The sequence below is a fragment of the Streptomyces winkii genome (assembly GCF_032248595.1).
GTDB classification, from domain to species: Bacteria; Actinomycetota; Actinomycetes; order Streptomycetales; family Streptomycetaceae; genus Streptomyces; species Streptomyces winkii.
On sequence record NZ_JASTTH010000006.1, the window covers coordinates 506477 to 530728 of the forward strand.

At 72.3% G+C, this 24252-nt stretch carries 18 protein-coding genes; 3 read left to right on the forward strand and 15 right to left on the reverse strand.

What is annotated here, in order from left to right; translation table 11 throughout:
* Positions 1 to 75: 75 nt before the first annotated feature.
* The 11 genes from QQM67_RS21110 to QQM67_RS21160 all read right to left on the reverse strand — a co-directional run bounded on the left by QQM67_RS21110 (position 76) and on the right by QQM67_RS21160 (position 14784).
* Positions 76 to 1479: a hypothetical protein gene (locus tag QQM67_RS21110; RefSeq protein ID WP_314175541.1), complete on the reverse strand. Its 1404-nt coding sequence runs from the start codon at positions 1477 to 1479 to the stop codon at positions 76 to 78.
* A 21-nt stretch (positions 1480 to 1500) separates the two neighbouring features.
* Positions 1501 to 1830, reverse strand: coding sequence for a hypothetical protein (locus tag QQM67_RS21115; protein WP_314175542.1), 330 nt, complete (start codon positions 1828 to 1830; stop codon positions 1501 to 1503).
* Positions 1831 to 2188: 358 nt separating this feature from the next.
* On the reverse strand, positions 2189 to 4522 hold the full coding sequence (locus QQM67_RS21120; RefSeq protein ID WP_314175543.1) for a xanthine dehydrogenase family protein molybdopterin-binding subunit: 2334 nt from the start codon (positions 4520 to 4522) through the stop codon (positions 2189 to 2191).
* Between the two features lie 424 nt (positions 4523 to 4946).
* Positions 4947 to 7175 (reverse strand): 2Fe-2S iron-sulfur cluster-binding protein, encoded by a 2229-nt coding sequence (locus QQM67_RS21125; protein WP_314175544.1) that lies wholly within the window; start codon positions 7173 to 7175, stop codon positions 4947 to 4949.
* A complete protein-coding gene (locus QQM67_RS21130) occupies positions 7172 to 8032 on the reverse strand; it encodes an FAD binding domain-containing protein (protein ID WP_314175545.1) in 861 nt (286 codons plus the stop codon). Before QQM67_RS21130 ends, QQM67_RS21125 begins: the two co-directional genes overlap by 4 nt.
* 335 nt (positions 8033 to 8367) lie before the next feature.
* Positions 8368 to 10155, reverse strand: coding sequence for a beta-N-acetylhexosaminidase (locus QQM67_RS21135; RefSeq protein WP_314175546.1), 1788 nt, complete (start codon positions 10153 to 10155; stop codon positions 8368 to 8370).
* A gap of 45 nt (positions 10156 to 10200) precedes the next feature.
* Positions 10201 to 11073, reverse strand: coding sequence for a carbohydrate ABC transporter permease (locus QQM67_RS21140; RefSeq protein WP_314175547.1), 873 nt, complete (start codon positions 11071 to 11073; stop codon positions 10201 to 10203).
* Positions 11070 to 12035, reverse strand: coding sequence for an ABC transporter permease subunit (locus QQM67_RS21145; RefSeq protein ID WP_399067258.1), 966 nt, complete (start codon positions 12033 to 12035; stop codon positions 11070 to 11072). The genes QQM67_RS21140 and QQM67_RS21145 overlap by 4 nt, the downstream gene beginning before the upstream one ends.
* Positions 12032 to 13333 carry an extracellular solute-binding protein gene (locus QQM67_RS21150; protein WP_314175548.1) on the reverse strand — a complete coding sequence of 434 codons (1302 nt, stop codon included), beginning with the start codon at positions 13331 to 13333 and terminating at the stop codon, positions 12032 to 12034. Before QQM67_RS21150 ends, QQM67_RS21145 begins: the two co-directional genes overlap by 4 nt.
* 405 nt (positions 13334 to 13738) lie before the next feature.
* Positions 13739 to 14035, reverse strand: a complete 297-nt coding sequence (locus QQM67_RS21155) for a DUF3039 domain-containing protein (RefSeq protein ID WP_314175549.1) — start codon at positions 14033 to 14035, stop codon at positions 13739 to 13741.
* Positions 14036 to 14046: 11 nt separating this feature from the next.
* Positions 14047 to 14784 carry a YqgE/AlgH family protein gene (locus QQM67_RS21160; RefSeq protein ID WP_314175550.1) on the reverse strand — a complete coding sequence of 246 codons (738 nt, stop codon included), beginning with the start codon at positions 14782 to 14784 and terminating at the stop codon, positions 14047 to 14049.
* Positions 14785 to 15151: 367 nt separating this feature from the next.
* Between QQM67_RS21160 and murA the strand changes: the two genes are divergently transcribed.
* Entirely contained in the window at positions 15152 to 16471 is a 1320-nt protein-coding gene (gene murA / locus QQM67_RS21165; protein ID WP_314175551.1) for a UDP-N-acetylglucosamine 1-carboxyvinyltransferase, read from the forward strand.
* Positions 16472 to 16745: 274 nt separating this feature from the next.
* Here the strand turns inward: murA and QQM67_RS21170 are convergent, their stop codons facing one another.
* Positions 16746 to 17027, reverse strand: coding sequence for an HU family DNA-binding protein (locus QQM67_RS21170; RefSeq protein ID WP_028433116.1), 282 nt, complete (start codon positions 17025 to 17027; stop codon positions 16746 to 16748).
* 460 nt (positions 17028 to 17487) lie between these two features.
* Positions 17488 to 18960, reverse strand: a complete 1473-nt coding sequence (locus QQM67_RS21175) for an NAD-dependent malic enzyme (protein ID WP_314175552.1) — start codon at positions 18958 to 18960, stop codon at positions 17488 to 17490.
* A 315-nt stretch (positions 18961 to 19275) separates the two neighbouring features.
* Between QQM67_RS21175 and QQM67_RS21180 the strand changes: the two genes are divergently transcribed.
* Positions 19276 to 19482: a cold-shock protein gene (locus QQM67_RS21180; protein WP_028433118.1), complete on the forward strand. Its 207-nt coding sequence runs from the start codon at positions 19276 to 19278 to the stop codon at positions 19480 to 19482.
* Positions 19483 to 19689: 207 nt separating this feature from the next.
* On the opposite strand, the gene QQM67_RS21185 is transcribed toward QQM67_RS21180, so the two are convergent.
* Entirely contained in the window at positions 19690 to 22212 is a 2523-nt protein-coding gene (locus QQM67_RS21185; RefSeq protein WP_314175553.1) for a HelD family protein, read from the reverse strand.
* 262 nt (positions 22213 to 22474) lie between these two features.
* Between QQM67_RS21185 and QQM67_RS21190 the strand changes: the two genes are divergently transcribed.
* A complete protein-coding gene (locus QQM67_RS21190; RefSeq protein ID WP_314175554.1) occupies positions 22475 to 22927 on the forward strand; it encodes a DUF4190 domain-containing protein in 453 nt (150 codons plus the stop codon).
* Here QQM67_RS21190 and QQM67_RS21195 read toward each other — a convergent pair.
* Complete coding sequence (locus QQM67_RS21195) at positions 22917 to 24221, reverse strand: uroporphyrinogen-III synthase (RefSeq protein WP_314175555.1); 1305 nt, start codon at positions 24219 to 24221, stop codon at positions 22917 to 22919. The two genes, QQM67_RS21190 and QQM67_RS21195, sit on opposite strands and share 11 nt — an antisense overlap.
* Between the last annotated feature and the right edge of the window lie 31 nt (positions 24222 to 24252).

Consider the following 24252-nt stretch of genomic DNA (forward strand, 5'->3'; position numbering starts at 1 on the left):
CTTTTTGCGGCGGAGGGGTGCGGTCTTTGTGACCGCACCCCGGTACGGGCTACCTCGTAGTGTGCCGGTACTTCGTCAGCCGATAGTGGGCGGGGTTACATCGCGTCGCTGGGGCATCCAGGTCTCCTCGTCCTCGACGAGGTAGTCCGGACGGTCCCCCTGGCCCCTCTCCCCTTCCTTGCGCCGGGAGTTGTTGCCTGCGACACCGCCGCCCATGGCGCCGTTGGCGCCGCGGCCGCGCTCGCCTGCCATCGTGCCGCCGCGGCTGGAGTGCAGCCCCTGACCGCCCTGCCGCGCGGCACCTTTGCCCTGCTGCGGGGTGTCGAGCCTGCCGCCCTTCTGGCGTGCCAGAGGGCCCCGGCCTGCGGCAGCTCCGACGCCCTTGCCTCCGGCTCCGGCAGCTCCACCGCTTCCGAGGCCGCCCGGGACGCGCCCGGCTGCGCCGCGCCCGACGCCCGCACGACCGCCGGTGACGCCACGGCCCCCGGACGTCTGGCCGACATAGCCCGGGCCGCCGGGAACACCGCCGCCCGGGGCACCGCCGCCGGAACCTCCGGCAACTCCGCCACCGGGAGCACCGGTTGCTCCACCAGCGTGCGCGCCTCCGCCTCCCGTGCCGGTCGGCGTTCCGCCCGAGATGCCATCAACCTTCGTGCCTGCAGGCGTGCCCGCGGTGCCCGGCGAGGTCGACTTCGGCGCGCTCCTCCCGGTTGCGCTGCCGGTCCTGGAGGCTCCTGCGACCGCACCCGCCGGGCCGGAGTCGTCAGGGGTCACGCCGATCGGAACAGGGGCGACTCCGCCGGGCTCGCCCGGGTAGTCGTCTCCGTCGCGGACATTGGGCTTCCGCTTCTCCCACGACCCCATGGTCTTGGCCTGCGATGTGTACGCGAGAGCCAACGTCTCCATGTGCGCCGCGGCCTTGAGCTGTTCTTCCTTGCCGGCGGAGAGGTCGTCGTCGTGGTTGTCCAGGGCCTGTTGCGCACCCTGCTTCCCGTGGATCTCGCTCCGCCACTTGCTGTCGTCGCGCGAGAAGCCGTCCCCGAGGGAGTTCATGGCGCTCGACAGCTTGCTCGGCTTCTCAATGGCGTCGACCTTCGGCTTGATCTCGCTCAGCTTCTGGCCCGCGTTGCGCATCGCGGTGGAGGTGTAGTGGGCGTATGTCGCGCAGTCGGAGATCTGCTTGCTGATCTTCTTCGCCTTCTTGGCGAACTCGTCCGCGGACTCGCCTTCCCAATGCTGCAACACGTGCTCGACGGCCCTGTCGAAGTCGCTCTTCACGCTGCCGCCGCCGCTCACCAAGTGGTCATGGATGTTCTTCCACGCGTCGGCAACCTCGATGACCAGCTCGGGCTTGGCGTCGGCGAGCATGGCCTTCATCGAGTCGATGGTCTGCTCGGTGGCGAACGCGGTCTTCACCTCGCCCGCGTAGCACATGTTGCCGGTGTCGGTGTACTTGTCCAGCCCAGTGTCGTCGCCCATGTCGTCCTCGCCCCCTGACCGTCAGTTCCCGGACCCCGAACGGCCGCCGTCCATGCCGTACTTCGCGTCGTGCTCCGCGTTCTGGTACTTGCCGTGGGCCTTCTTCGTGTTCGTCCCGAAGTCGTCGACGACCTGGTTGATGACGCGGATGATCTCCTCGATGTGAGACTTCATCTCATCGTGCGCTTCGTCGAGGTCGGTCTGCTCGGCGAAGTTCCTGCCGAGCGCACCCTTCGGGAGGAAGGTGTTGTACTGGCTCTTGGTCACCGACTCGCCCATGGCGGTCGTCACGCGACCGAGCTTGCGTACGGTCTCCTCGAGTTCACTGAGGTCAACTCGCATCTCACCCACGGCTGCACCTACCCCGTTCTGTCTTCATCGTCCGCACACTCAACCGTGCCCGCCGAGCAGTCGCCACCCATGGTGCCGTACGTCTGTTTCACATACACCCTAGTAACCACCACTGACAGCCAGTCGCCGCCCCCGCAACTCCCGGGCACATCCGCGGGAGCGGAACCGGGCCCGGCGGACGGTTTCCTCGTCACCGTGCGTGGACCTGCCCGGCGAGGCGGAAGCGGACTCGTTACCCCGTGGCGCAAGAGGCACAAATGCCGTACGCCGCAGCCGAGTTGCCCGCGTCAGCGATACGGAACCGTAATGCGGTTCGACGGGCCGCGCACACGCGACGCCGCGCGCCGCAGCCGGGCGCTCAGCCCCCCACCGCCGTCTGCGGCCGGATCGGGAGGCGGTTGACCGGCATGCCCGTGGCCGCGCGGACCGCCGCGGCGACCGCCGCGGGGGAGGTGACCACCGGCACCGCCGAGGCGGCCTTGGCGCCGAACGGGGCCACCACGTCCTGTTCCTCGATGAGTTGGACGATGCGGATGTCCGGCGCGTCCAGCGCCGTCGGCAGGGCGTAGCCCGTGAAGTCGGGCTGGCGCACCACGCCGCGGTTGATGCGGAGGTGTTCGGTGAGAGCCGCGCCGACGCCCTGGGTGACGCCCGCCTCGATGCGGGCGTTGAGCTGGCGCGGGTTCAGCACGCGGCCGACGTCCTGGGCGATGGCCATCTCGACCACGCGGATCGAGCCGAGTTCGACGTCGACGTCGACCACGGCGCGTACGGCGGCGAAGGCGAGCCCGACGAAGGCGTCGCCCTGCCCCGTCTCGTCCAGCGGCTCCGTGGGGTGCGGACGGCACTGGGCGGTGGCCCACAACTCCTTGTCCTCCAGGGCCTCCGCGACAGTCGTGGAGAGGACGCCGTCGTAGGAGGTGATCTTCCCGTCGGCGATCGTCAGCAGCTCCGTCGACATCCCGAACTTCGCCGCCAGCGGCTGAAGCAGCTGCGTGCGCACCATCTTCGCCGCGCGCTCGACCGCGCCGCCCGAGACCCAGGTGTGTCTGCTGTGCGCGCCCGCGCCCGCGGGCGGCTGGTCGGTGTCGACGGGCGCCACATACACCTCGTCGATGCCGAGCGTCTCCTGGACGATCTGGCGGGCCAGCGTCGTGAAGCCCTGCCCCGTCTCGACGGCGGCGCACATCACCGTCGCCACCGGCCCGTTGACCTTCACGGTGGCTGTGGAGACCTCGTCGGCGCCCTCCGCGCCGAGCATGTGCACCATGCCGAGCGCGTAGCCCACGCCCCGCCGCACCGCGCCGGGTTCCCCCGCGCCCTCGGGGCCGCCGGGCAGCAGCCAGTCGCGTTCGGGGCTGTCCTTCGGGAGCGCGGGCAGCGGCGATTCCCTTACGGCGCGCAGCAGTTCGGCGACGGGGGCGGGGCAGGTGACCGTCTGGCCGGTGGGCAGGAGGTCGCCGGTCGCCATCACGTTGCGCATGCGCAGGTCGGCCGGGTCCATGCCCAACTGGGCGGCCAGCTTGTCCATTTGGCCCTCGTACGCCGCGCACACCTGCATCGCGCCCTCGCCGCGGACATGGCCGGACGGCGGGTTGTTCGTACGTACGGCCCAGCCGTCGATCGTCGCGTGCGGCACGACGTACGGCCCGGCGGCGAAGGAGACGGCGGCGGCGAGCGCGTCGGCGGTGGTGTCGGCGTAGGCGCCGGCGTCGAGGAGGATCTGGGCCTCGACCCTGACCAACCGGCCGTCGCTGTCGGCGTGATGGCGGTAGCGCAGCAGCGTGGGGTGGCGGTGCGCGTGTCCGAGGAAGGACTCCTCGCGGGTCGCGGCGATCTTCACGGGGCTGCCGGTCTTCATCGCGAGCAGCCCCAACGGCACCTGGAGGCCGGTGTCTTCGCGGTCGCCCATCGCTCCCGGCACGCCCGTCACGACCACCTTGACCTGCTCGGGCGGCAGTCCGAAGCAGGCTGCCGCGAGGTCGCGGTCGGTGTGCGGATCGGTGGAGGCGGTGTAGATCTCCACGCCGCCGTCGGGCCGCGGCACCGCCAGGCCCGCCTCGGCGCCGATGGGCGCGGGGTCCTGGCGGCCGATGCGGTACAGGCCCTCGACGACGACGTCGCCGGTGACGTCCTGGTCGCCGAAGCGCAGCGGGATGTGGCGGATCAAGTTGCCGTCGGGGTGCAGCGGTTCGGCCTCGAAGGACTTCTCCGGGTCGGTGACCGCCTCCAGCGGCTCGTACTCGACGGAGATCGCGGCGGCCGCGAGCCGTGCCGTGTCGGGATGGTCCGCGGCGACGGCGGCGACGGGCTCGCCGTAGTAGCGCACGACGTCGCGGGCGAAGGCGGGCTGGTCGGCGACCCTGCGTCCGTGCCCGGCGTCGCCCGGGACGTCCTCGTGGGTGACGACGGCGTGCACGCCGGTGAGCGCGGCCGCCTGCGCGGTGTCGATCGAGACGATGCGGGCGTGCGGGTGCGGAGCGCGCAGCACCGCCGCCCACAGCAGGCCCTCGGCCCACAGATCGGCGGCGTAGGGGAAGGTGCCTTCGGCCTTGGCGGGGGCGTCGGTCGAGGGCAGGGACGCACCGATGCCGTGCGTGGCGGGACCGCCGTCGGCGGAGTCGTGCGCGAGCGGAGTGCCCTGGGCGGGGGTCGCTGTGACGGCACCGGGGCCGTCGGCCGTGCTGGTCATGCCACTGCTGCCTTTCCGCGTCGTCCTTGCACGCGGTGGTGCTCCTGTACGCCTCGCCCTTGTGCTGGGTGCCGCCTCGCGGTGCCCCGGCGTCCGGTGCGCTCCGCCGCGGGGTGCCCCCGTACGCCGTGTTCTTGTACGCCGTTTTCCCGTACGTGGTGTTCCCGTACGTGGTGTTCCCGTACGCCGTGCCGTTGTGCGCCGCATCCCCGTACGCACTGTTCCCGCACGCGGCATCCCTGTACGCGTACGCACCGTTCCCGCACAGGGTGTTCACGCATGCGCTGTTCCGGAACGGGCTGTTCCAGGACGCCGTGTTCCGGAACCCGGCAGTCCGCCGCGCGGCGCCTCCGTGCGCCGTTCCCGCTCCGCTCTCCCCCTGCGCGGCTCCCGTGAGAAAGGGCCGCCGGGAGGCCGCCGCCCGTCATACGGCGCCTCCGTCCGGGAAGTGCGCCCCGCCCGCACCCGGGCCCGCCTGCTGCGGAATGCGCGCGGACGCCTCCGCCAACTCCTGCTCGTACGCCTCCGCTTCGGCCTCCGCCTCGGCTTCCTCCCGGGCTGCCTGCTCGGCGCGCTCGGTCACGACCGTACGGACGGCGTCGAGCACACCGCGGTAGCCGGAGCAGCGGCACAGGTTGCCGCTTATCGCCTTGCGGGTCTCCAGCTCGCTGGGCGCGTGGTTGCCCTCCAGCAGATCGTGCACGGTCATCGCGAGACCGGGCACGCAGAATCCGCACTGCACGGCGCCCGATTCGGTGAGCGCGCGCTGCACGTCCGAGGGCACGCCGTCGGCGGCGAGCCCCTCGACCGTACGGATCTCGCTCCCGGCGGCGGTCGCCGCGGGCACGAGGCAGGAGGCGACGAGACGGCCGTCGACCTGCACCGAGCAGGCGCCGCACTCTCCTTGCGAGCAGCCGTCCTTGGCGCCGGCGAGGCCGAGGCGCTCGCGGAGGACGTAGAGGAGGGACTCGCCGATCCAGGCGTCGGTGACGGGCCGGTCGATGCCGTTGACGTGCAGGACGTAGGAGACGTGGGGGTGTTCGCCGCCCAGTTCGGGGGCGAGTTCGACGGGAGGCTCCTCGGAGACCTCGCCGTCGGTGACCGGTTCGCCGGCCGCATCGTCGGTGTCCCTGCGGGGGGCGGCGGCACGGCTGCCGCGCCCGTCGGTCCCGTGGGGCGTCTCCCCGCCCGTCACGTCACCGCCCGCCACGTCGCCGGCCGGTGCGGACGCGTCCGGTCCGGACGCGGCGGCGTGCGAGGACGGGTTCGCGGCTCCGGCTGCCGGCGGCGCGGGCGTTTCGCCCCAACCGCCGCCTCCCGCCGCGGTTCCACCGCCCTGGTCCGCGTCCCGCTGCCCGCCGGACGACGGGCCGTCGGACGGCATGCCGTCGGTGCCGGGGCCGGTCGCGACGCTTCCGGTCGCCGGGCCCGAAGAGGGCGTGAACGGCAGTCCGGAGCGCACCGTCCCCATGACGGGCTGCGGCTCGTCGTCCTGGCCGTCTTCGCGGCCGCCATCGTGGACGTCTTCGGCCGCGCCCCCACCGGGCGTCGGGTGCTCGCTCTCGGGGCCCGGCTGCGCGTATGCGCCCGGCGCGTTCGTCCCCTCGTCCCCCGGTCTCATGTCCCCCGCGCCGGCGCCGGGTTCGGAGACGGCCTCGTGCCCCTCGAAGGGCACCTGCCGGCGCGCGTGCGCCGCCGCCAAGTGCGCGCCCGCCGCGGTGTCGTGCTGATGTGGTGCGGCGGCCTGCTGCGCCGCCGCGCCGTGACCGCCCAACTGCCTGCCGGGTCCTATCGGTTCGGCTTCGTCCGCGGGGACGCCGCCGCCCGTGCCGAGCGGACGCCGCGTACGTGCCTCGTGCGAGCCCGCGAGCGCCGCGGCAGCTCCCTGGCCCATCGCGGAGCCGGAGCCCGGACCTCCGCCCTGGCTGCCCTGGCCGCCCTGGCCGCCCGGACCGCCGGGGCCGTCATGACCGCCGTGCTCCATGCCCGGACCGCCGAACGCGGGCGCTCCGCCAGGTTGCCGTGCCTGCTGCCCGGGAGAGTGCTGCCCCGGAGGCTGCTGTCCGGGGGCCTGCTGCTCATACCCCTGCCCGTACGCGGACGGGTCGTGCATGCCGGGAGCCCCGGCACCCATCCCCTGCCCGAACGGCATCTCCCACTGCCCGGCGGACGCCGGGTCGGCGGCGGCCGGTGGCGGCGCGTGCTGCCCGGAAGCCTGCTGCCCGGCGACCTCGGCCGGGTCCAGCGGCGGCGGCGTGTAGCCGCCCTGCCCGGTGCCGGGCGCGGCCAGCGCGTCCCATGCCTCGGCTCCCGCGCCGGGAGGCGGCAGCGGACCGGCGGGCAGCTGGACGAAGGCGGTGGCGTCCTGGTCGGACTCGCCGCCCCAGCCCTCCCGCGGGTACGAGACCTGCTGCGGATACGACGGGTGCGGCTGCTGCGGCTGTGCCTGCTGCCGCCCTTGCGAGGGGTGAGGGACGAATTCCCCGTACTCGTTGTACTCGCCGTACTCGCCGGCGTAGTCCGTGTACTCGCCGCCGTAGCCGCCCTCGTCGCCGTACTCGCCGTAGCCGCCGCCGTAGCCGTCTCCGTACCCCTGCCCGTGCCCGTATCCCTCGCCCGGTGCGTTGGGGTCGTGCGGGCTGCCGTTGCTCATGCGAGCGCCCTCCCGAGTCCTCGGCGGGCCAGTGTTGCCACCGTACGCCGCAAGTGGAAGGCCGCGGGCGGAAGTGCGGGAGCCTCACCGCCCTCCTCGGCGGGGGCGGGGTCGGGGATGCACGCCATGGCCACGTAGTCGCCGAACGCGGCGAGCGCCTCGGGGGCCAGCCCGCGCTGCCCGTCCCAGTCGATCAGCGACGCGATCCAGCGCTCCGCCTCCAGGGGGCGCAGGGGCATCGGCGCCACCGCGCCCACCGCGCAGCGCACCCCGCGCCGCACCGGGTCGAGCACGACGGCGACCGAGGCCATCGCACGGCCGGGACCGGTGCGGCCCGTGGCCTTGAGGAAGGTCTGCGGCGCGTGCAGCAGCGGCACGCGGACATGCCCGACGACCTCGCTGGGCCGCAGCATGTCCACGTTCGCGAGCAGATGGCTCACCGGGATCTCGCGCCGCGCCCCTTCCGGGCCGGCGATGACGAGCGTGGCCTCCAGCGCCGCCAGTACCGGCAGGGTGTCGCCCGTCGGGTGGGCGCTGACGACGTTCCCGCCGAGCGTGCCGGCGTTGCGGATCTGGGGCGGGCCCGCGGCGCGCGCGCCGGCCGCGAGCGCCGGGATGAGAGCGGCGAAGTCGGGGCGCCCCATGCGGGCGTGGGTGAGGCCGGCGCCGAGCAGCGCCTCGCCGTCCAGGTACTGCCAGCCGCGGATCTCGCTGATCCGCCCGAGCCCGACGAGCGCGGCGGGGCGCAGATGGCCCGCGTTGACGCCCGCCATCAGGTCCGTGCCGCCCGCTACGGGCACCGCCGCGGGCACCGCGGAGAGCGCGGCCACGGCCTCGTCGAGTGTGGTGGGCAGCATGACCGACGGCACAGCCTGTGGCGCATGTTGTTCATGCTGTGCTTGCGAGCTCAATCCAGCCGCCCCTTCCCCGGTCGACCCGGCTGCCGTGCCCGTACGGTACGTGCTCACCGGCCGGACGAGGCAACTCTGGCACATCTCGGCGGGCAGTCGGACCGGCGGCCCGGTATGGGCTGTTCCGTCAGCTGACATCACTCTCGTCCCTTGTCCGGAACAGGGGCCCGTAATCCCCAGCTCACACAGGCAAGCAGCGAATTGCCACTCTCGGGGACTCTTGTGCGGATCACCGCTGCTGTGCGGACTTTCGTGCTACGGACCACACGCGCTGCCTGCGGTTACGCGGGCCGCTCTCCCGGGGAGCCCCCGCCGGAGCCTTCCCGCGGACTGCCGGGCTGGGGAAGCGGGCGTCCCGCGATGCCGGGCCGGCGCTGCCACGGGTGCGGGCCGCCGGGTGGCCGGAAGTCGACGCCCATCGCCTCCAGGCGGGCGTAGTGCCCGTCCGTCATGCGGTGTTCGAAGTCCGCGACGTCGCGCCGGTCGGGTGCGGGCAGCGGCGACCAGACCGTCTCGGCGAAGGCCGCGAGGCGCGGGAAGGTCTGGTAGTCGACGCGCTGAGGGTTCTCGGTGCACTCGGTCCACATGTTGGCCTGGGCGCCGAGCACACGACGTTCCTGCGGAGTTCCGGCCAACTCCCGGGGTACGGGCTCGAATCGGTAGACGTCGCGCAACGTGCGCACGTATCCGAGGGGAACGGGTTCGTCGTCGCCGCCGTCCTGCCTGTGATCCAGATACACCTGCTGCTCGGGGCACATCACCACGTCGTGCCCGGCGCGCGCGGCGGCGACGCCGCCGGCCCGGCCCCGCCAGGAGGAGACGACGGCGCCCTCGGCGAGACCCCCGGCGAGGCCCCCCGCAAGGCCGCCGTCGAGGATCTCGTCCCAGCCGACGAGGCGGCGGCCGCGTGCGGCGAGCCAGTCGCCGAAGTGCCGCATGAACCAGGCCTGGAGGGCTTGCGCCGGGTCCGCCCCGCCGGGCTGCCCGGAGGCCGCCTCCGGCGCGAGCTCACGCATGCGCGCCCGCGCCGACGGCGACGCGTGCCACTGGTCCTTGGGGCACTCGTCGCCGCCGAGGTGGACGAAGCGCGAGGGGAAGATCTCCAGCACCTCCTCCAGCACGCCCTCGTAGAAGCGGAGCACGTGCTCGGCGGGAGCCAGCACGTTGGGGCTGACGCCCCAGTCGGTCCACACCTCCAGGGCGGCGGTGTCGACGGCGTCGGTGTTGCCGAGTTCCGGGTACGCGGCGATCGCCGCCTGCGAGTGGCCCGGGATGTCGATCTCGGGGACGACGGTGATGTGCCGGTCGGCGGCGTACGCGACGATCTCCCGCAGGTCCTCCTGCGTGTAACGGCCGCCGTGCGCCCGCTCGTCCCACAGCTGCGGTGTCCCCGGCGGCCCGTCGCGCCCGACGCGGCTGCGGGCGCGGACCCCGCCGACCTCGGTCAGCCGCGGCCGGTGCCGGATCTCGATGCGCCAGCCCTGGTCGTCGGTGAGATGGAGATGCAGGACGTTGAGTTTGTGCGCGGCGAGCAGGTCGAGGGTGCGCAGCACGCCGTCCTTCGGCATGAAGTGGCGGGCCACGTCGAGGAGATGGCCGCGCCAGGCGAAGCGCGGCCCGTCCTCGATGCGCATCGCGGGCACCCGCCACGCGTCGTGCGCCGTGGTCCTCGCGCACCGGTACGCGGCGGGGCCGAGCAGCTGCCGCAGCGTCTGCGCTCCCCAGAAGACCCCCGCCGGAGTGCCGCCGGTGATGCGCAGGCTCCCGGCGGACGCGTCGAGCACGTAGCCCTCCGGGCCGAGCCGGGCGGCGACGGACTCGTCCGTGCGCAGCGCGAGCACACCGCCGTCGTCGCCCGCGCCGCCAGGCGGCAGCAGCGGCAGGCCTGTTGCGGGGGTGAGCGTGCCGCGCAGCCAGCGGGCGGTGCCGTCCGTGCCGTGGCCGGCGTCGAGCACGGTGTCCGGGCCGAGGACGAACCCGGGCCCGTCACCGCCCTGTTGGACGGACGACGACTGCGGCGCCTTGGCCGTGACGGAACGGGGCGCTGGAACGAGATCCGGGTACGGCACGCGCGGCACCTTTCGCTCTGGAAGAAGACGCCGGAATCCGGGAGTTCAGTCCTTCACCGCGCCGCCGAGTCCAGAGACCAGCCGCCGGTGTACGAGGACGAAGAAGACCAGCACGGGCAGGGTCATCACCGTCGACGCGGCCATCACCCCTCCCCAGTCGGGGGTTTCGGTGTCGAAGAAGACCAGCAGTGCAAGGGGAAGCGTGGAGTTCTCGGTGGCGGAGATGATGAAGGACTTGGCGAAGAGGAAGTCGTTCCACGTCGAGATGAACGAGAAGACGCTTGTGGCCACGAGTCCCGGAAAGACCAGCGGGAAGAGGATCTGCCACAGGAACCGCGCGCGGCTCGCCCCGTCGATCGTGGCCTGTTCCTCCAGCGCGTCCGGCACCGCCTTCACGAATCCGCGCAGCATCCACACGGCGAACGGCAGCGAGAAGGCGAGGTGCGGAAGTATCAGCGACACAAGGGAGTTGAGGGCGCCGAAATCCCGCATGAGGAAGAACATGGGAATGGTCAGCGCCTCGACCGGCACCATCTGCGCCACGAGGAAGAGGACGAGCAGCGTCGTACGGAAACGGAAGCGGAAGCGCGCCACCGCCGTCGCCGCGAGAAAGGCGATGAGGGCCGAGACGACCACCACCGTCCCCGCCACGAGCAGGCTGTTGAGGAAGTAGCGCCCGAAGTCCTGCTGCGCGAACACCCGCCGGAAGGCGTCGAGTGAGGGATTCGCCGTCCACGGCACCGGATGCGCCGAGCGCACTTCTCCGGCGGGCTTGAAGGCCGAAAGCACCATCCAGTAAAGGGGAAAGGCGACGACGAGCGCGACGGCGACCGCGGTGGCCTCCGCCGCCGTACGCCACGGCCTGAGCCGGAAGCCTCCCCCGCGTGAGCGCCGCCGCGCCGGCGCCGCCGCCGTCACAGCTCCTCACCCCTCCGCCGCAGCACCCGCAGATGGACAAGGGTGACGCCGAGGAGCAGGAGCAGCATCACGACGCCGATCGCCGAGCCGAGGCTGTACTGCGAGGAGGCGAAGGCCTTCTGGTACGCGTACACGTTGAGCACGAGGTTCTGTCCCGCGATGCCCCCGCCGCCCGTCATGACGTAGATCTGGGTGAAGACCTTGAAGTCCCAGATCACCGACTGGATCGTCACGACGAGCAGAATCGGCCGCAGCATCGGCGTCGTCACGCTGCGCCACGTGCGCCACTGCGAGGCGCCGTCGAGCGCCGCCGCCTCCAGCACCTCCTCCGGTATCGCCCTGATCCCCGCGTAGACGGTCACCATCACCAACGGGAAGGAGCACCAGACCACTTCGAGGAAGACCAGCGCGAAGGCGCTCATCCGCCCGTACGTCCAGGAGAAGTCGCCCAGCCCCAGCACCCTGTTGACGGGCCCGAAGTCGGCGTCGAACAGGAACACCCAGACCGTGGAACCGGTGACGGCCGGGGTCGCCCACGCTCCCAGCGCGGCCAGCATCACCAGCAGCCGCGGCACCGCCCGCACGCGCGTGAGGAGCACGGCGAGCGCGCATCCGGCGGCGAGGGTGCCGAGGACGCATGCGGCGGCGAAGAGCACCGTCGCGAGCAGTACGTGCCAGAACTGGGCGTCGGCGAAGAGTTCGGCGTAGTTGCCCAGGCCCTGGAACGACGTCGGCTCGCCCCCGCTCACCTGCGCCTGGGTGTACTCCAGAAGCGAGATGAGGCCCAACTGGTAGACGGGATAAGCCAGTAGACCGGCCAGCACCACGAGGGCGGGGGCCAGATACAGCCACGGGGTCAGACGGTCCCGCCGCAAGGGCGGACCGGTCGGGCGCGGGCCTTCCCGCGAGGCCGGGCGGCGCCCGGAGACGTCCGTACGCGGTGCGGGCGCGAGGGCGCTCACTCCACGAACGCCTTGTCCATCTTCCGCGCGGCCTCCGACGCCGCGTCGTCCACGCTGCGCTTGTCCCCGGCGATCTGCTGGAACATCGACGGCAGTACGAGCCCGGCGTCGATCTCCGCCCACGCGGGCGTCGCGGGCACGAACTCCGTGCCGGCGTCGAGGGTTTCGACGAACGGCTCGACGAACGGCTCCTTCTTCGCCGCCTCTTCGCGCGTGTCGGTGAAGGTGGGCAGGAACCCCATCGCGTCGAAGAGCCTGCGCTGCGTGGCCTTCCCCGCCAGGTCGCGCATCAGCGCGACGGCGAGGGTGCGGTGCGAACTGCTCTTCAGCACACCGACGTTGTTGCCGCCCGCGAAGGCCGGTGCGATGCTGCCGCGTTCGGTGCCGGGCAGCGGCACGACGTCGTACTCGCCCTTGACCTTGCCGTCCTCCATCGCCTGACGGTTGAAGTCGCCGGCGACGACCATGCCCGCCTTGCCCGCCGCGAAGGCCTCGACGTTCTCGTTGCCGCCCATCTCCGCGCACTTCGCGGCCGGGCAGTTGTCGTAGCCGAACAGGCCGGTGTAGGCGGAGATTCCGCGCTTCGCGCGGGCTCCGTCGACGGCGGAGACGAAGGTGCCGTCGCGCTTCTTCTCCGCCAGTGAGCCGCCGTGCGCCCAGATGAACGGCAGCGCACCGTAGGTGTACGCGCCGCCGACGGCGAGCCCGTACATGCCGGGCCGCTCCGCCCGTATCTTCCGCGCGGCGGAGGCGACTTCACCAAGCGTGCGGGGCTTCTCGATGCCGAGGTCGCCGAAGACGTCGGTGCGGTAGTACAGCGCCCGTACGCCGACGAAGAGCGGCGCCCCGTAGATCTTGCCGCCCACGGTGACCGACTTCTTCGCCGTGGGGTCCACGTCCCGGGCCTCCGGCCAGTCGGCGAACTCGGCGCTCACATCGGCGAGTCCGCCGTTCTCGACGTATCCGGCGGTGTCCGTGTTGCCGTACTCGATCACGTCGGGCGCGGACGACGGATCGTTCAGGGCGCCCTTGATCTTCTCGGCGCGGCTGTCGACGGGGATGTACTGGACGTCGACGCGCACGCCCTCGTGCCGCTTCTCGAACCGGCGCACCACGCCGTCGACGACGCGCTCCTTGGGCTTGTTGCCGACCTCGCGGAAGAGCCACACGCGCAGCGTGCCGCTCTTGTCGTCCTCGTGCGGCCCGCCTCCGGACGTGGACGGGGCACAGCCCGCCAGAAGCGTTCCGGCCAGTGCAAGTGCCGTCAGCGGCACGGCAGTTCGTACGGTCCACTTCACGGCGAGTTCCCCAACCCTCATAGGGCGTTGCAGAGTTCGCAACGCGGATTCCGCGACGCACAACCGCACAGGAGGTTACGAGCCGACGCCCCGCCCGGCAATAGGTCTCGACCAATCCGGTCGGCACACCGCCGGGTCCGCGCCCGGGAGCACTCGTCGAAGCACGCGATGCGGCGTCCGCCCCTCAACAGACCAGCGCGCCCTGCCCGTCCCGCAATGGGGACGGACAGGGCGCGCTGTGAGCCTTACGCGGACGACGCTCCGAGGTAACGGAGCATCGCAGATCCGAGGTAACGAAGCACCGGGGAACAGCGGGTCACCGGCCGGGCCGAAGAGCCGCGCCGCCGCGGACCATAGGGAACGGACGGCCCCAACGGACCGGCGCCCGGGCCCGAGGAGGGGGCGTTACTTGTTGCCGCCCTTGCCGTCCTTGCCGCCGCCCTTGTCTCCGCCGGAGCTCATCGTCTCGTAGATCTCCTTGCACATGGGGCACACCGGGTACTTCTTCGGGTCGCGCCCGGGTACCCAGACCTTGCCGCAGAGCGCGACGACGGGCGTCCCGTCCATGGCGCTCGCCATGATCTTGTCCTTCTGGACGTAATGGGCGAACCGTTCGTGATCGCCGTCTCCGTGCGACGTCTGGGGCGTCGGCTCGACCAGAGTGCCGGTGCCCGTACCGCGCTCAGGCTCAAGAGTGCTCATGCGGACCAAGCCTAATTCAGCGAGGCATCGTCCGGGTATGTGGCCACCATCGCCAGTTCGCTGCGCTGCCGTCGCAGTACGGACCGCCACAGACGCTCCGGCGACGGCGACGAGACGTCGCCCGGCTCGGACTCGACCACGTACCACGCGCCCTCGGACAGCTCCTTCTCCAGCTGGCCGGGACCCCAGCCCGCATACCCGGCGAAGATGCGCAGCGAGCCCAGTTCGGCGGCGAGCAGCTCCGGCGGCGCCTCCAGGTCGACGAGGCCGATCGCGCCGTGCACGCGGCGCCAGCCCAGCGGCCCGTCCCGCGTCTCTCCGTCGGCGTCGGCCCCGTCGTCGCTGCCGCCGCCATCCCTGCCGCCGCGGGCCACGCCGTCGCCGTCCCGGCCGGGCCCGCGGCCAGGACCGCCGCGCAGGCTCGTGGAGGCGGTGGCGCCGCCCCCCGGGGGCTCCGGGGCTCCCTCGGCGTGCCTGCCGCCCTGAGACGCGGGGACCACGGCCACGCCGAGCGCCGCGTCCAGCGAGACGGGCCCGCCCTGGAAGACGACGCCGGGCTCTCCGGCGAGCGCGGCCCAGGGCTCCAGGATGTCGACGACGTCCACGGGCGTCGGGCGGTTGAGCACCACGCCGAGAGATCCCTCCGCGTCGTGGTCGAGCAGCAGCACCACGGCACGGTCGAAGTTCGGGTCAGCAAGCACCGGAGTCGCGACCAGCAGCCGCCCGGTGAGCGAGGACACCTCGTTCATGCCGTAATGGTCCCGCACCTGAGGCTTCCGTGTGAGCCAACGGCCGGATCAGGCGCCCATGATCCGGCGTACGCCCTGGTCATCGCATGTGCACCGAATCCACGCGGATCTTGCGCACTTCGCTTCGCATACCCCCGCACAACCCACCCCGCATCCGCAACTCCGGTCACAGCACGGGCACTTCCCCGTCACACAACGTGATAACGCGCGCAGGCCGTGTCCGTGGCCGGATTCGCCCCCCAAGCGGCGCCGCGCCGGGACCATTACGATTGTCCTTCGTCCTTGCCCCAAGCTTCTCCAGGGGGCCGGGGGCCGCACCAGGCCTCAAGTCATCTGCCCCGAACTGTCTTCAGGAACGCGGAGATCAATGACCGACGACGTCCTGCTCGTCCACGGCGGCACCCCGCTCGACGGCGAGATCCGTGTCCGTGGCGCAAAGAACCTCGTTCCGAAGGCGATGGTCGCCGCGCTGCTGGGAAGCGAGCCGAGCCGGCTCCGCAACGTCCCCGACATCCGCGACGTGCGGGTCGTACGGGGTCTTCTGCAACTGCACGGCACGACCGTGACCACCGGTGAGGAGACGGACGAGCTGGTGCTCGACCCGTCGCACGTCGAGAGCGCGAACGTCGCCGACATCGACGCGCACGCGGGCTCCTCCCGCATCCCGATCCTCTTCTGCGGGCCGCTGCTGCACCGCCTGGGCCACGCGTTCATCCCGGGCCTGGGCGGCTGCGACATCGGCGGCCGCCCCGTCGACTTCCACTTCGACGTGCTGCGCCAGTTCGGCGCGACGATCGAGAAACGCGCCGACGGCCAGTACCTGGAGGCGCCGCAGCGGCTGCGCGGCACGAAGATCCGCCTGCCCTACCCGTCGGTCGGCTCCACCGAGCAGGTGCTGCTCACCGCCGTACTCGCCGAGGGCTCCACGGAGCTGAGCAACGCCGCCGTCGAGCCCGAGATCGAAGACCTCATCTGCGTCCTTCAGAAGATGGGCGCGATCATCTCGATGGACACGGACCGCACGATCCGCATCACCGGCGTCGACAAGCTCGGCGGCTACACGCACCGCGCGCTGCCGGACCGCCTGGAGGCGGCCTCGTGGGCGAGCGCGGCGCTGGCCACCGAGGGCAGCGTGTTCGTACGGGGCGCCAGCCAGCGCGCGATGATGACCTTCCTCAACACCTTCCGCAAGGTCGGCGGCGCGTTCGAGGTGCTCGACGAGGGCATCCGCTTCTGGCACCCGGGCGGCCCGCTGAAGTCCATCGCGCTGGAGACGGACGTGCACCCCGGCTTCCAGACCGACTGGCAGCAGCCGCTCGTCGTCGCCCTCACCCAGGCCACGGGCCTGTCCATCGTCCACGAGACGGTCTACGAGTCGCGGCTCGGCTTCACCTCGGCGCTGAACCAGATGGGCGCCCACATCCAGCTCTACCGCGAGTGCCTCGGCGGCTCCGCGTGCCGCTTCGGTCAGCGCAACTTCCTGCACTCCGCGGTGGTTTCGGGCCCGACGAAGCTCCAGGGCTCGGACCTGATCATCCCCGACCTGCGCGGCGGATTCTCGTACTTGATCGCGGCGCTCGCCGCCCAGGGCACCTCCCGTGTCCACGGCATCGATCTGATCAACCGCGGCTACGAGAACTTCATGAACAAGCTCGCGGAGCTCGGCGCCAAGGCGGAGCGGCCGTAGTCCGTCTCCGACGGAGCCGCGTGAGTCCGTCCGGCAGGGCCCGTCGCGGGCGCGTGACGGACGCCCGCGGGCGTCGTCGGGGTGAGAAAGCCCACGCCCGCCATCCAGCATGCGGACGCCCGCCTGTCCGGTACGTCCGGTACGTCCGTCGCGCCGGGTGCACACGCGGTGCGGGCCCCACAGACGCACGAAGGGCGGCCACCCGGTTCTCCGGGTGACCGCCCCGCCGTGCGTGGCCCGGAGCCGCCGTCGGCAGCTCCGGTCCTGCGGGCCCTTACTTGCCCTTGGCGGATTCCTTGAGCTTGGAGCCGGCCGACACCTTCACGCTGTACCCGGCCGGAATCTCGATCGGGTCTCCGGTCTGCGGGTTCCGCGCGGTACGGGCCGCACGGTGCGTGCGCTCGAAGGTGAGGAAACCGGGGATGGTGACCTTCTCGTCGCCCTTGGAGACGACCTCGCCGACGGTCTCGGCGAGGGCGGCCAGAACGGCGTCGGCGTCCTTACGGGTCACCTCGGCGCGCTCGGAGAGAGCGGCCACCAGCTCACTGCGGTTCATAACTCGTTACTCCCGTGTTCTTCTTGCCGATGAGGCGTGAGATCGAAGCCGATGCTGCCAGGGCCCTCGGACAGTCCCCTGACCAGGGTCTGCTTTGAGACCCTCCCGCCCCTTGGGGAATCCCCAGGACGAAGTCCCCGGGGACGAATCCTGCCCCTACGTATGGCGGGAAAGCCAATCCGGAAGGCACTGGCAGCTGCGGAGTCACACGAGCGGCGGCGATGTCCCCGCTGTGCTGACGCCCCACAGGCTTGTGTCTGCCGCAACCCTAGAGGGGGCGCCGTAGCCCTGCACCTCGCGACGCGCCGTGCCACCACGCGGTGAGCGGCCCGGATCCGGTCTGCTTCCGGCATGAGCCCACCGGGCCGTGGGTACCCCTCGCGGTCCGTGCAAACCGCTCGGCACGGGGCGAGTGGCGCCGGCGGCGGCGCGCACGGGGGCCGGGCGCCGGCGTGACCGGTCAGTCCGCGGAGGCCTCCGCCACGGTGGCGGCGCCCACCGTCGCCGTGGGCGCGGGAGCGATGGCCGCCTCCCCGGCGGCGCGCGCCGCGTCCCGCACGGCGCCGGCCACGGCGCCCGAGACCTTCTCGTTGAAGACGCTCGGAATGATGTAGTTCGGGTTCAGCTCGTCCTCCAGCACCACGTCGGCGAGCGCCCGCGCTGCGGCCAGCATCATCTCGTCGTTGACGGACCGCGACTGCGCGTCCAGCAGCCCGCGGAAGACGCCGGGGAAGACCAGCACGTTGTTGATCTGGTTCGGGAAGTCGGAGCGCCCGGTGGCCACGACGGAGGCCGTCTCGCGCGCCACCGCCGGGTCGACCTCCGGGTCGGGATTGGCGAGAGCGAACACGATCGCGCCCTCCGCCATGCGCGCCACGTCGGTGCCGTCGAGCACGTCCGGCGCGGAGACGCCGATGAAGACGTCCGTACCGACGACGGCGTCCTTCAACGTGCCCGTGACGCCTTCGGAGTTGGTGTTGTCCGCGATCCAGCGCAGCGGCGAGCCCTCGGCCTCGCCGACGAGGTCCTCGCGCCCGTCGTGCACCACGCCGTGGATGTCGGCGACGATCGCGTGCTTGACGCCCGCCTCCAGCAGCAGCTTCAGGATCGCCGTCCCGGCGGCGCCCGCGCCGGACATCACCACGCGGATGTCCTCGATGCGCTTGTCGACGACGCGCAGCGCGTTGAACAGCGCCGCGAGCACGACGATGGCCGTGCCGTGCTGGTCGTCGTGGAAGACGGGGATGTCGACGAGCTCCCGCAGGCGCGCCTCGATCTCGAAGCAGCGCGGCGCGGAGATGTCCTCCAGATTGATCCCGGCGAAGCCCGGCGCCAGCGACCGAACGATCTCCACGATCATGTCCGTGTCCTGGGTGTCCAGGCAGATCGGCCAGGCGTCGATGCCGGCGAAGCGCTTGAAGAGCGCCGCCTTGCCCTCCATGACGGGCAGCGCCGCCTGCGGGCCGATGTTGCCGAGGCCCAGCACGGCCGAGCCGTCGGTGACCACGGCGACGCTGTTCCGCTTGATCGTCAACCGCCGTGCGTCCTCGGGGTGTTCGGCGATCTGCGTGCACACGCGGGCCACGCCCGGCGTGTAGACCATGGAGAGATCGTCGCGATTGCGAATGGGGTGCTTCGACGACATCTCGATCTTGCCGCCGAGGTGCATCAGGAACGTACGGTCGGAGACCTTCCCGAGCGCGACGCCCTCGATGTCCCGCAGCTTCGCCACGATCTCGTCGGCGTGCGCGGTGGACGAGGCGGCGATCGTGACGTCGATTCGGAGCCGCTCGTGCCCCGAAGCGGTGACATCGAGGCCGGTGACCGAACCGCCCGACGACTCCACGACCGTGGTGATCTGGCTGACCGCGGTCCCTCCGGCGGGAACCTCCAAGCGGACAGTCATCGAGTAGGAGACGCTGGGCGCGCTCATTGCCGACTTCCCTCTGCTTTCCCTTGACGCGTAGTGCCGCACAGAACCGGGCGCCGAAGTATCGGCTTCCCGGGGTGGGGCGCGTCAACAGATCGTCCCACCTACCCTCCGGTACGAGGTAACCCGCGGTCCCGGCCGGCTCTCAGTGCGGAAAGAGCCTTCCACAGTACGAGATGACCGTGATCGGAGCTCCTTCGGCCCCCTTCTTTCGGCACCGGCGCGAAAATCTGTGTCTACGCCCCAAATCACTTCAAAGCGCCCTAACTCAGCCTAGGATCGGCCCGCAAACCCCATATGCATACAGGGAGACCAGGAATGGCTCAGGGCACCGTCAAGTGGTTCAACGCCGAGAAGGGCTACGGCTTCATCGCCCAGGAGGACGGCGGACCGGACGTATTCGTCCACTACAGCTCGATCCACGGAGAGGGCTACCGCAGTCTGCAGGACACCCAGCGCGTCGAGTTCGAGATCGCGGAGGGCCGCAAGGGCCCGCAGGCGGAAGGGGTCCGCATCATCGGCTGAGAGCCGGCGGCGCGAACCCCTTCGAAGAGCTTCACCGAAGCGGAAGCTCGAGAAGTCTTTGGTGACACCGACCCGCCAGCTCGCCTCGCGGCAAGTGGTCGCTCGAAGCGACAATGGTTGGGCCCGGGGGCATGGATCGGGCCGGTGCCACATCCAGGCTAACAAACAGCTCCCGGGAGCGATTCCCTTCCCCGGCAGCGATTTTCGTCAGTCGCCGAGCAGTTCCGGAACACCCTCCGCGTCCGGCAGATCCCGCTCCGCGGACAGCACCGTCAGCCGCTGTGTCGCCCGCGTCAGGGCCACGTACAGCACTCGCAGGCCCGCCGTCGCCGCTCCCCCCGGGGCTCCGTCCCGGGCGGTGCCGCGGCCGGTGGACCCGACTCCGTCACCGGTTCCGTCACCGGCATCGGCCCGCACTCCGGCCCCGTCCGCCGAGGTGCCGGCGATCTCCGCGGGCGAGACCACGAGCGTCGCGTCGTACTCAAGTCCCTTGGCCTCCAGGCTTCCCAGCGTCACCACGCGGTCGCCGAGCCCGGCGAGCCACTCGCGGGCCTCGTCTCTGCGGCTCATCGGGACGACGACGCCGACCGTGCCCTCCACCTCCGCCAGCGCGCGCTGCGCCTCCTCGCGCACGGCCGCCCCCAACTCGCCCCGCACGGCGGCGAAACGGGGACGCAGGCCCGTCGAGCGCACCGCCTTCGGGGGCGCCATGCCCGGCATCGCACGGGCCAGCACCCGGTCCGCGAGCTCCGCGATCTCGGCGGGATTGCGGTAGTTGACGGTCAGTTCGAAGCGGCGGCGCGGGCGCGAGCCCAGTGCCTCCGCGCGTGCCTCGCCGGCCTCCTCCGTGTCCGGCCAGGAGCTCTGGGCCGGGTCGCCGACGACCGTCCAGGTGGCGTGGCGGCCGCGGCGGCCGACCATCCGCCACTGCATGGGCGTCAGATCCTGTGCCTCGTCGACGATGACGTGCGCGTAGTCGGTGCGCTCCTCGGCCTGCCGCTCCGCCGCGCGGTCGCGGCGGGCGGTGGGGTCCCGGTCGGCCGCCGTCGTCAACTCGTCCAGTCCGCTGAGCTGTTCGGCGAGGCTCTCCCATGCCGCGGCCAGATGGGGCTCCTCGCCGTGGGACGCGTCGGCCTCGCGGCCGCGAGGCGCGGCGGGCGCGCCGAGCAGTACGCGCAGCTCGTCCAGGAGCGCGACGTCGTGCACGGAGAGCGGGCCCTCGCCGTCCGCGTCGAGACGGCGCAGCGAGCCGGCGAGGGCGGCGACCTCGGCGGCGTCCAGCAGCCGGCGCCCGCCGCGGCCGCGAGACGCCGTACGGCCGGAACCCGCGCGCCTGGACGAGCGCGCGGACAGGCCGGCGATGCGGGCCAGGTTGTCCTCGTCGGCGAGCGACGCGAGCACCCGGCGCGGCGTCAGCTCGGGCCACCACGCGTCGAGGAAGTCGATGAAGTCGTCCTCGTACGAGACCTCCTCGTCGAAGGCCTCACGTGCCTCAGCCGCCAGCTCCGGATCGGTGTGCCGGCGGCCAGCCCCCGACTTCTCCCACAGCGCGTCCAGCAGGAACTTGCGGGCGCGCGGACGCATCAGGTTGACGGGCGCGGTGCCGCCGAGCACCTGCCGCCGCACCTGGCGCAGCTCGGCCGCGTCCAGCTCGACGCGGTTGCGGAAGGCCACGACCCGGAGCACGTCCGGCACGCGGCCGGCGTCCAGCGCGGCGCGTGCCGCCTTGTGCAGCAGCTTCGCCATGCGTGCCGATCCCTTGATCCGGGCGACGTGCTGCTCGTCGAACGTGGTGGCCTCGGCGCCCTCGACGAGCGACCCGAGGGCCCGCACGGCGACCTGTCCCTCCTCGCCGAGCGAGGGCAGCACGCCCTCCGTGTAGGAGACGAGCAGGGGCGTCGGGCTGACGACGAGGATGCCGCCCGCGTAGCGCCGCCTGTCCTGGTAGAGCAGATAGGCGGCGCGGTGCAGCGCCACGGCGGTCTTGCCGGTGCCCGGCCCGCCCTCGACCTCCGTGACGGACGCGGCGGGCGCGCGGATGACGAGGTCCTGCTCGGCCTGGATCGACGAGACGATGTCGCGCATCGCGTGCCCGCGGGCCCGCCCGAGCGCCGCCATCAGCGCGCCGTCGCCGGTGACGGACAGCTCCTCGCCGCCGAGGCGGGCGCTGATCTCCGGGCGCAGCAGATCGTCCTCGACGCCGAGGACCTTGCGGCCCTTGCTGCGGATGACGCGGCGCCGTACGACGCGTCCGGGAGCGACCGGCGTCGCGCGGTAGAAGGGCGCCGCGGCCGGTGCCCGCCAGTCGATGACGAGCGGGGTGTAGTCGGCGTCGAGCACGCCCATGCGTCCGACATGCAGGGTCTCGGCGATGTCGGCGGTGCCGTCCGGGCGCACCGCGCCCTCGGCGGGCTCGACGGAGGTGTAGGCGCCGTCCGCGCCGCGCTCGGCGTCCGCGCCGGTCAGCAGGTCGATGCGGCCGAAGAGGAAGTCCTCGAACTCGCGGTTGAGCCTGTTGAGGTGCACGCCGGCGCGGAAGACCTGTGCGTCACGCTCCGCCAGCGCTCCCGGGGTGCCGACCTGGGCGCGCTTCGAGGCGTCCTCCATGAGGAACTCCGCCTCGTGGATCTTCTCCTCGAGGCGCCGGTACACCTCGTCCAGGTGCTTCTGCTCCTCGCGGATCTCCCGCTCGCGGACGGAGTCGTGCTGCCAGTCGTGCTGCGCTGCCAACGACGCGGCCCCCTTCTGCTGGTTCAGGCCCTGCCGGCGCGGGGCGAGGACGGACGCCGCGGCCGTGTGTGCGGCTGTCCACGGCTGTCTGCGCCGGTCGTGCGTGTATGCGCAGGCTCGCCCAAGGGCAGCCGTCAACCGTACGCGAACGACCGTGCCCTGCGCACCTGCCGTGCTGGCCCGGCAGGAGTAACGGCGCGGAAGCCGGGCAGCAGGTGGCTACCCGGGCGACCGGGGAGCCGAGTACGCCGGAGGGGGCGCCATGACTTCACCGACTTCACCGCAGAGCTGGGGCCAGGCACATCAAGGCGCCGGAGGCGCCGGTCCCGGTCCGGGCGGCGACCCCGGCATGTGGGAGTCCTCGCGCCCGCCGCGCAACGGATTCGGTGTGGCCGCGCTCACGCTCGCGCTGGTGGGCGCGCTGCTGTTCTGGACGGTGCTGGGCGGGATCGTGCTCGGCCTGCTCGCGCTGATCTTCGGCATCGTCGGCTTCCGGCGGGGCAAGCGGGGCGAGGCGACGAACGGCACCCTCGCCGCCGTCGGCGCGGTCATCGGGGCGCTCGCCCTCGTCGGCTCGTCGGTCGTCCTCGCCTTCATCGTCTCGGTGGTCTCCTCCGGGGACTACGACGAGCTGCGGGCCTGCGCGGAGAAGGCGACCACGCAGGCCGAACAGGAGCAGTGCCAGAAGGACTTCGTGAAGAGCATCAGCCCGTAGGGCCGCCGGGAGCGGGGCCGGGACCGGTCCCGTACGCGGCGTCCGCGTCCGCGGCGTCGCCGTCCGGGCCGTCCCCCGTGTCGTACTTGCCGCTGTCCGAGGCGGCGTCGAGGGCCAGCCGGTAGCCCCGCTTGACCACGGTCTGGATCAGCTTCGGCGAGCCGAGCGCCACGCGCAGCCGCGCCATCGCGGTCTCCACCGCGTGCTCGTCGCTTCCCGATCCGGGGAGCGCGCGCAGCAGTTCGGCGCGCGAGACCACCCAGCCCGGGCGGCGCGCGAGCGCACGCAGCAGCGCCATCCCCGCGGGCTGCACCGTCCGCAGCTCCCCGTCGACGACGACCGCGCGCCCGCGGATCTCGACCCGGTGCCCGGCCACGGGCAACGCCCGCAGCCGGCCCGGCAGTTCGGTGCACAGCAGCTGTACGAGGGGGCCCAGCCGGAAGCGCTCCGGCTGCACCGTCGGCACGCCGTCGTTCTCCAGCGGCGCCGCCGTCACCGGGCCCACGCAGGCCGCGAGCACGTCCGTACGCATCGCCTCCAGCAGCGCCTCCCGCACGCCGCGGAGCCCGGCACGCTCCAGCAGAGACGCCGCGGCGGGCGCGCTGGTGAAGGCGAGGGCGTCGACGCCGCGGGCGAGCGTCGCGTCGATGAGGCGGTCGACGGGAGCGATGTCCTCCGGCGGCATCCAGCGGTAGACGGGCACCCCGACGACCTCCGCGCCCGCCACCCGCAGCGACTCCACGAAGCCCGGCAGCGGTTCGCCGTGCAGTTGCAGCGCGATGCGCCGCCCGTCCACGCCGTCTTCGAGCAGCCGGTCGAGAACTTCGGCCATCGACTCCGACTCCGGCGACCAGGTCTCCTTCAGCCCGGCCGCACGGATGGCGCCGCGCACCTTGGGACCGCGGGCGAGCACCTCCACCTCGCCCAGGCACTTGAGCAGGTCGGCGCCGAACCCCCAGCCGTCGGCGGCCTCGACCCAGCCGCGGAAGCCGATGGCGGTCGTCGCGATCACGGTGTCGGGCGCCTGCTCGATCAAGGCCTTGGTGGCGGCGAGGAGTTCGCTGTCGTCGGCGAGCGGGACGATGCGCAGCGCCGGCGCGTGCAGCACCTCCGCGCCGCGCCGCTCCAGCAGCGCGCCCAGCTCCTCGGCGCGGCGGGCCGCGGTGACGCCCACGGTGAATCCGGCCAGGGGCTTCACTGGCCGCGCGCCCTGCGCGCTGTGCGTTCCGCGCAGCGCCTCCGTGCGTGGAACGCCTCCCGCACCGCGCGCGCCTCGTTCCGCCTGTTCCCGCATGTCTTTTCTCGCTCCGCCCCTGTTCGTACCG

Excerpts from the sequence above, each read along its gene's own strand:
- QQM67_RS21180 (WP_028433118.1), top strand. The coding sequence starts at position 19,276 with ATGGCTCAGGGCACCGTCAAGTGGTTCAACGCCGAGAAGGGCTACGGC.
- QQM67_RS21125 (WP_314175544.1), bottom strand. The coding sequence starts at position 7,175 with ATGAGCAACGGCAGCCCGCACGACCCCAACGCACCGGGCGAGGGATAC.
- QQM67_RS21170 (WP_028433116.1), bottom strand. The coding sequence starts at position 17,027 with ATGAACCGCAGTGAGCTGGTGGCCGCTCTCTCCGAGCGCGCCGAGGTG.
- QQM67_RS21175 (WP_314175552.1), bottom strand. The coding sequence starts at position 18,960 with ATGAGCGCGCCCAGCGTCTCCTACTCGATGACTGTCCGCTTGGAGGTT.
- QQM67_RS21130 (WP_314175545.1), bottom strand. The coding sequence starts at position 8,032 with ATGCTGCCCACCACACTCGACGAGGCCGTGGCCGCGCTCTCCGCGGTG.
- QQM67_RS21155 (WP_314175549.1), bottom strand. The coding sequence starts at position 14,035 with ATGAGCACTCTTGAGCCTGAGCGCGGTACGGGCACCGGCACTCTGGTC.
- QQM67_RS21120 (WP_314175543.1), bottom strand. The coding sequence starts at position 4,522 with ATGACCAGCACGGCCGACGGCCCCGGTGCCGTCACAGCGACCCCCGCC.
- QQM67_RS21110 (WP_314175541.1), bottom strand. The coding sequence starts at position 1,479 with ATGGGCGACGACACTGGGCTGGACAAGTACACCGACACCGGCAACATG.
- QQM67_RS21190 (WP_314175554.1), top strand. The coding sequence starts at position 22,475 with ATGACTTCACCGACTTCACCGCAGAGCTGGGGCCAGGCACATCAAGGC.
- murA (WP_314175551.1), top strand. The coding sequence starts at position 15,152 with ATGACCGACGACGTCCTGCTCGTCCACGGCGGCACCCCGCTCGACGGC.
- QQM67_RS21160 (WP_314175550.1), bottom strand. The coding sequence starts at position 14,784 with ATGAACGAGGTGTCCTCGCTCACCGGGCGGCTGCTGGTCGCGACTCCG.
- QQM67_RS21195 (WP_314175555.1), bottom strand. The coding sequence starts at position 24,221 with ATGCGGGAACAGGCGGAACGAGGCGCGCGCGGTGCGGGAGGCGTTCCA.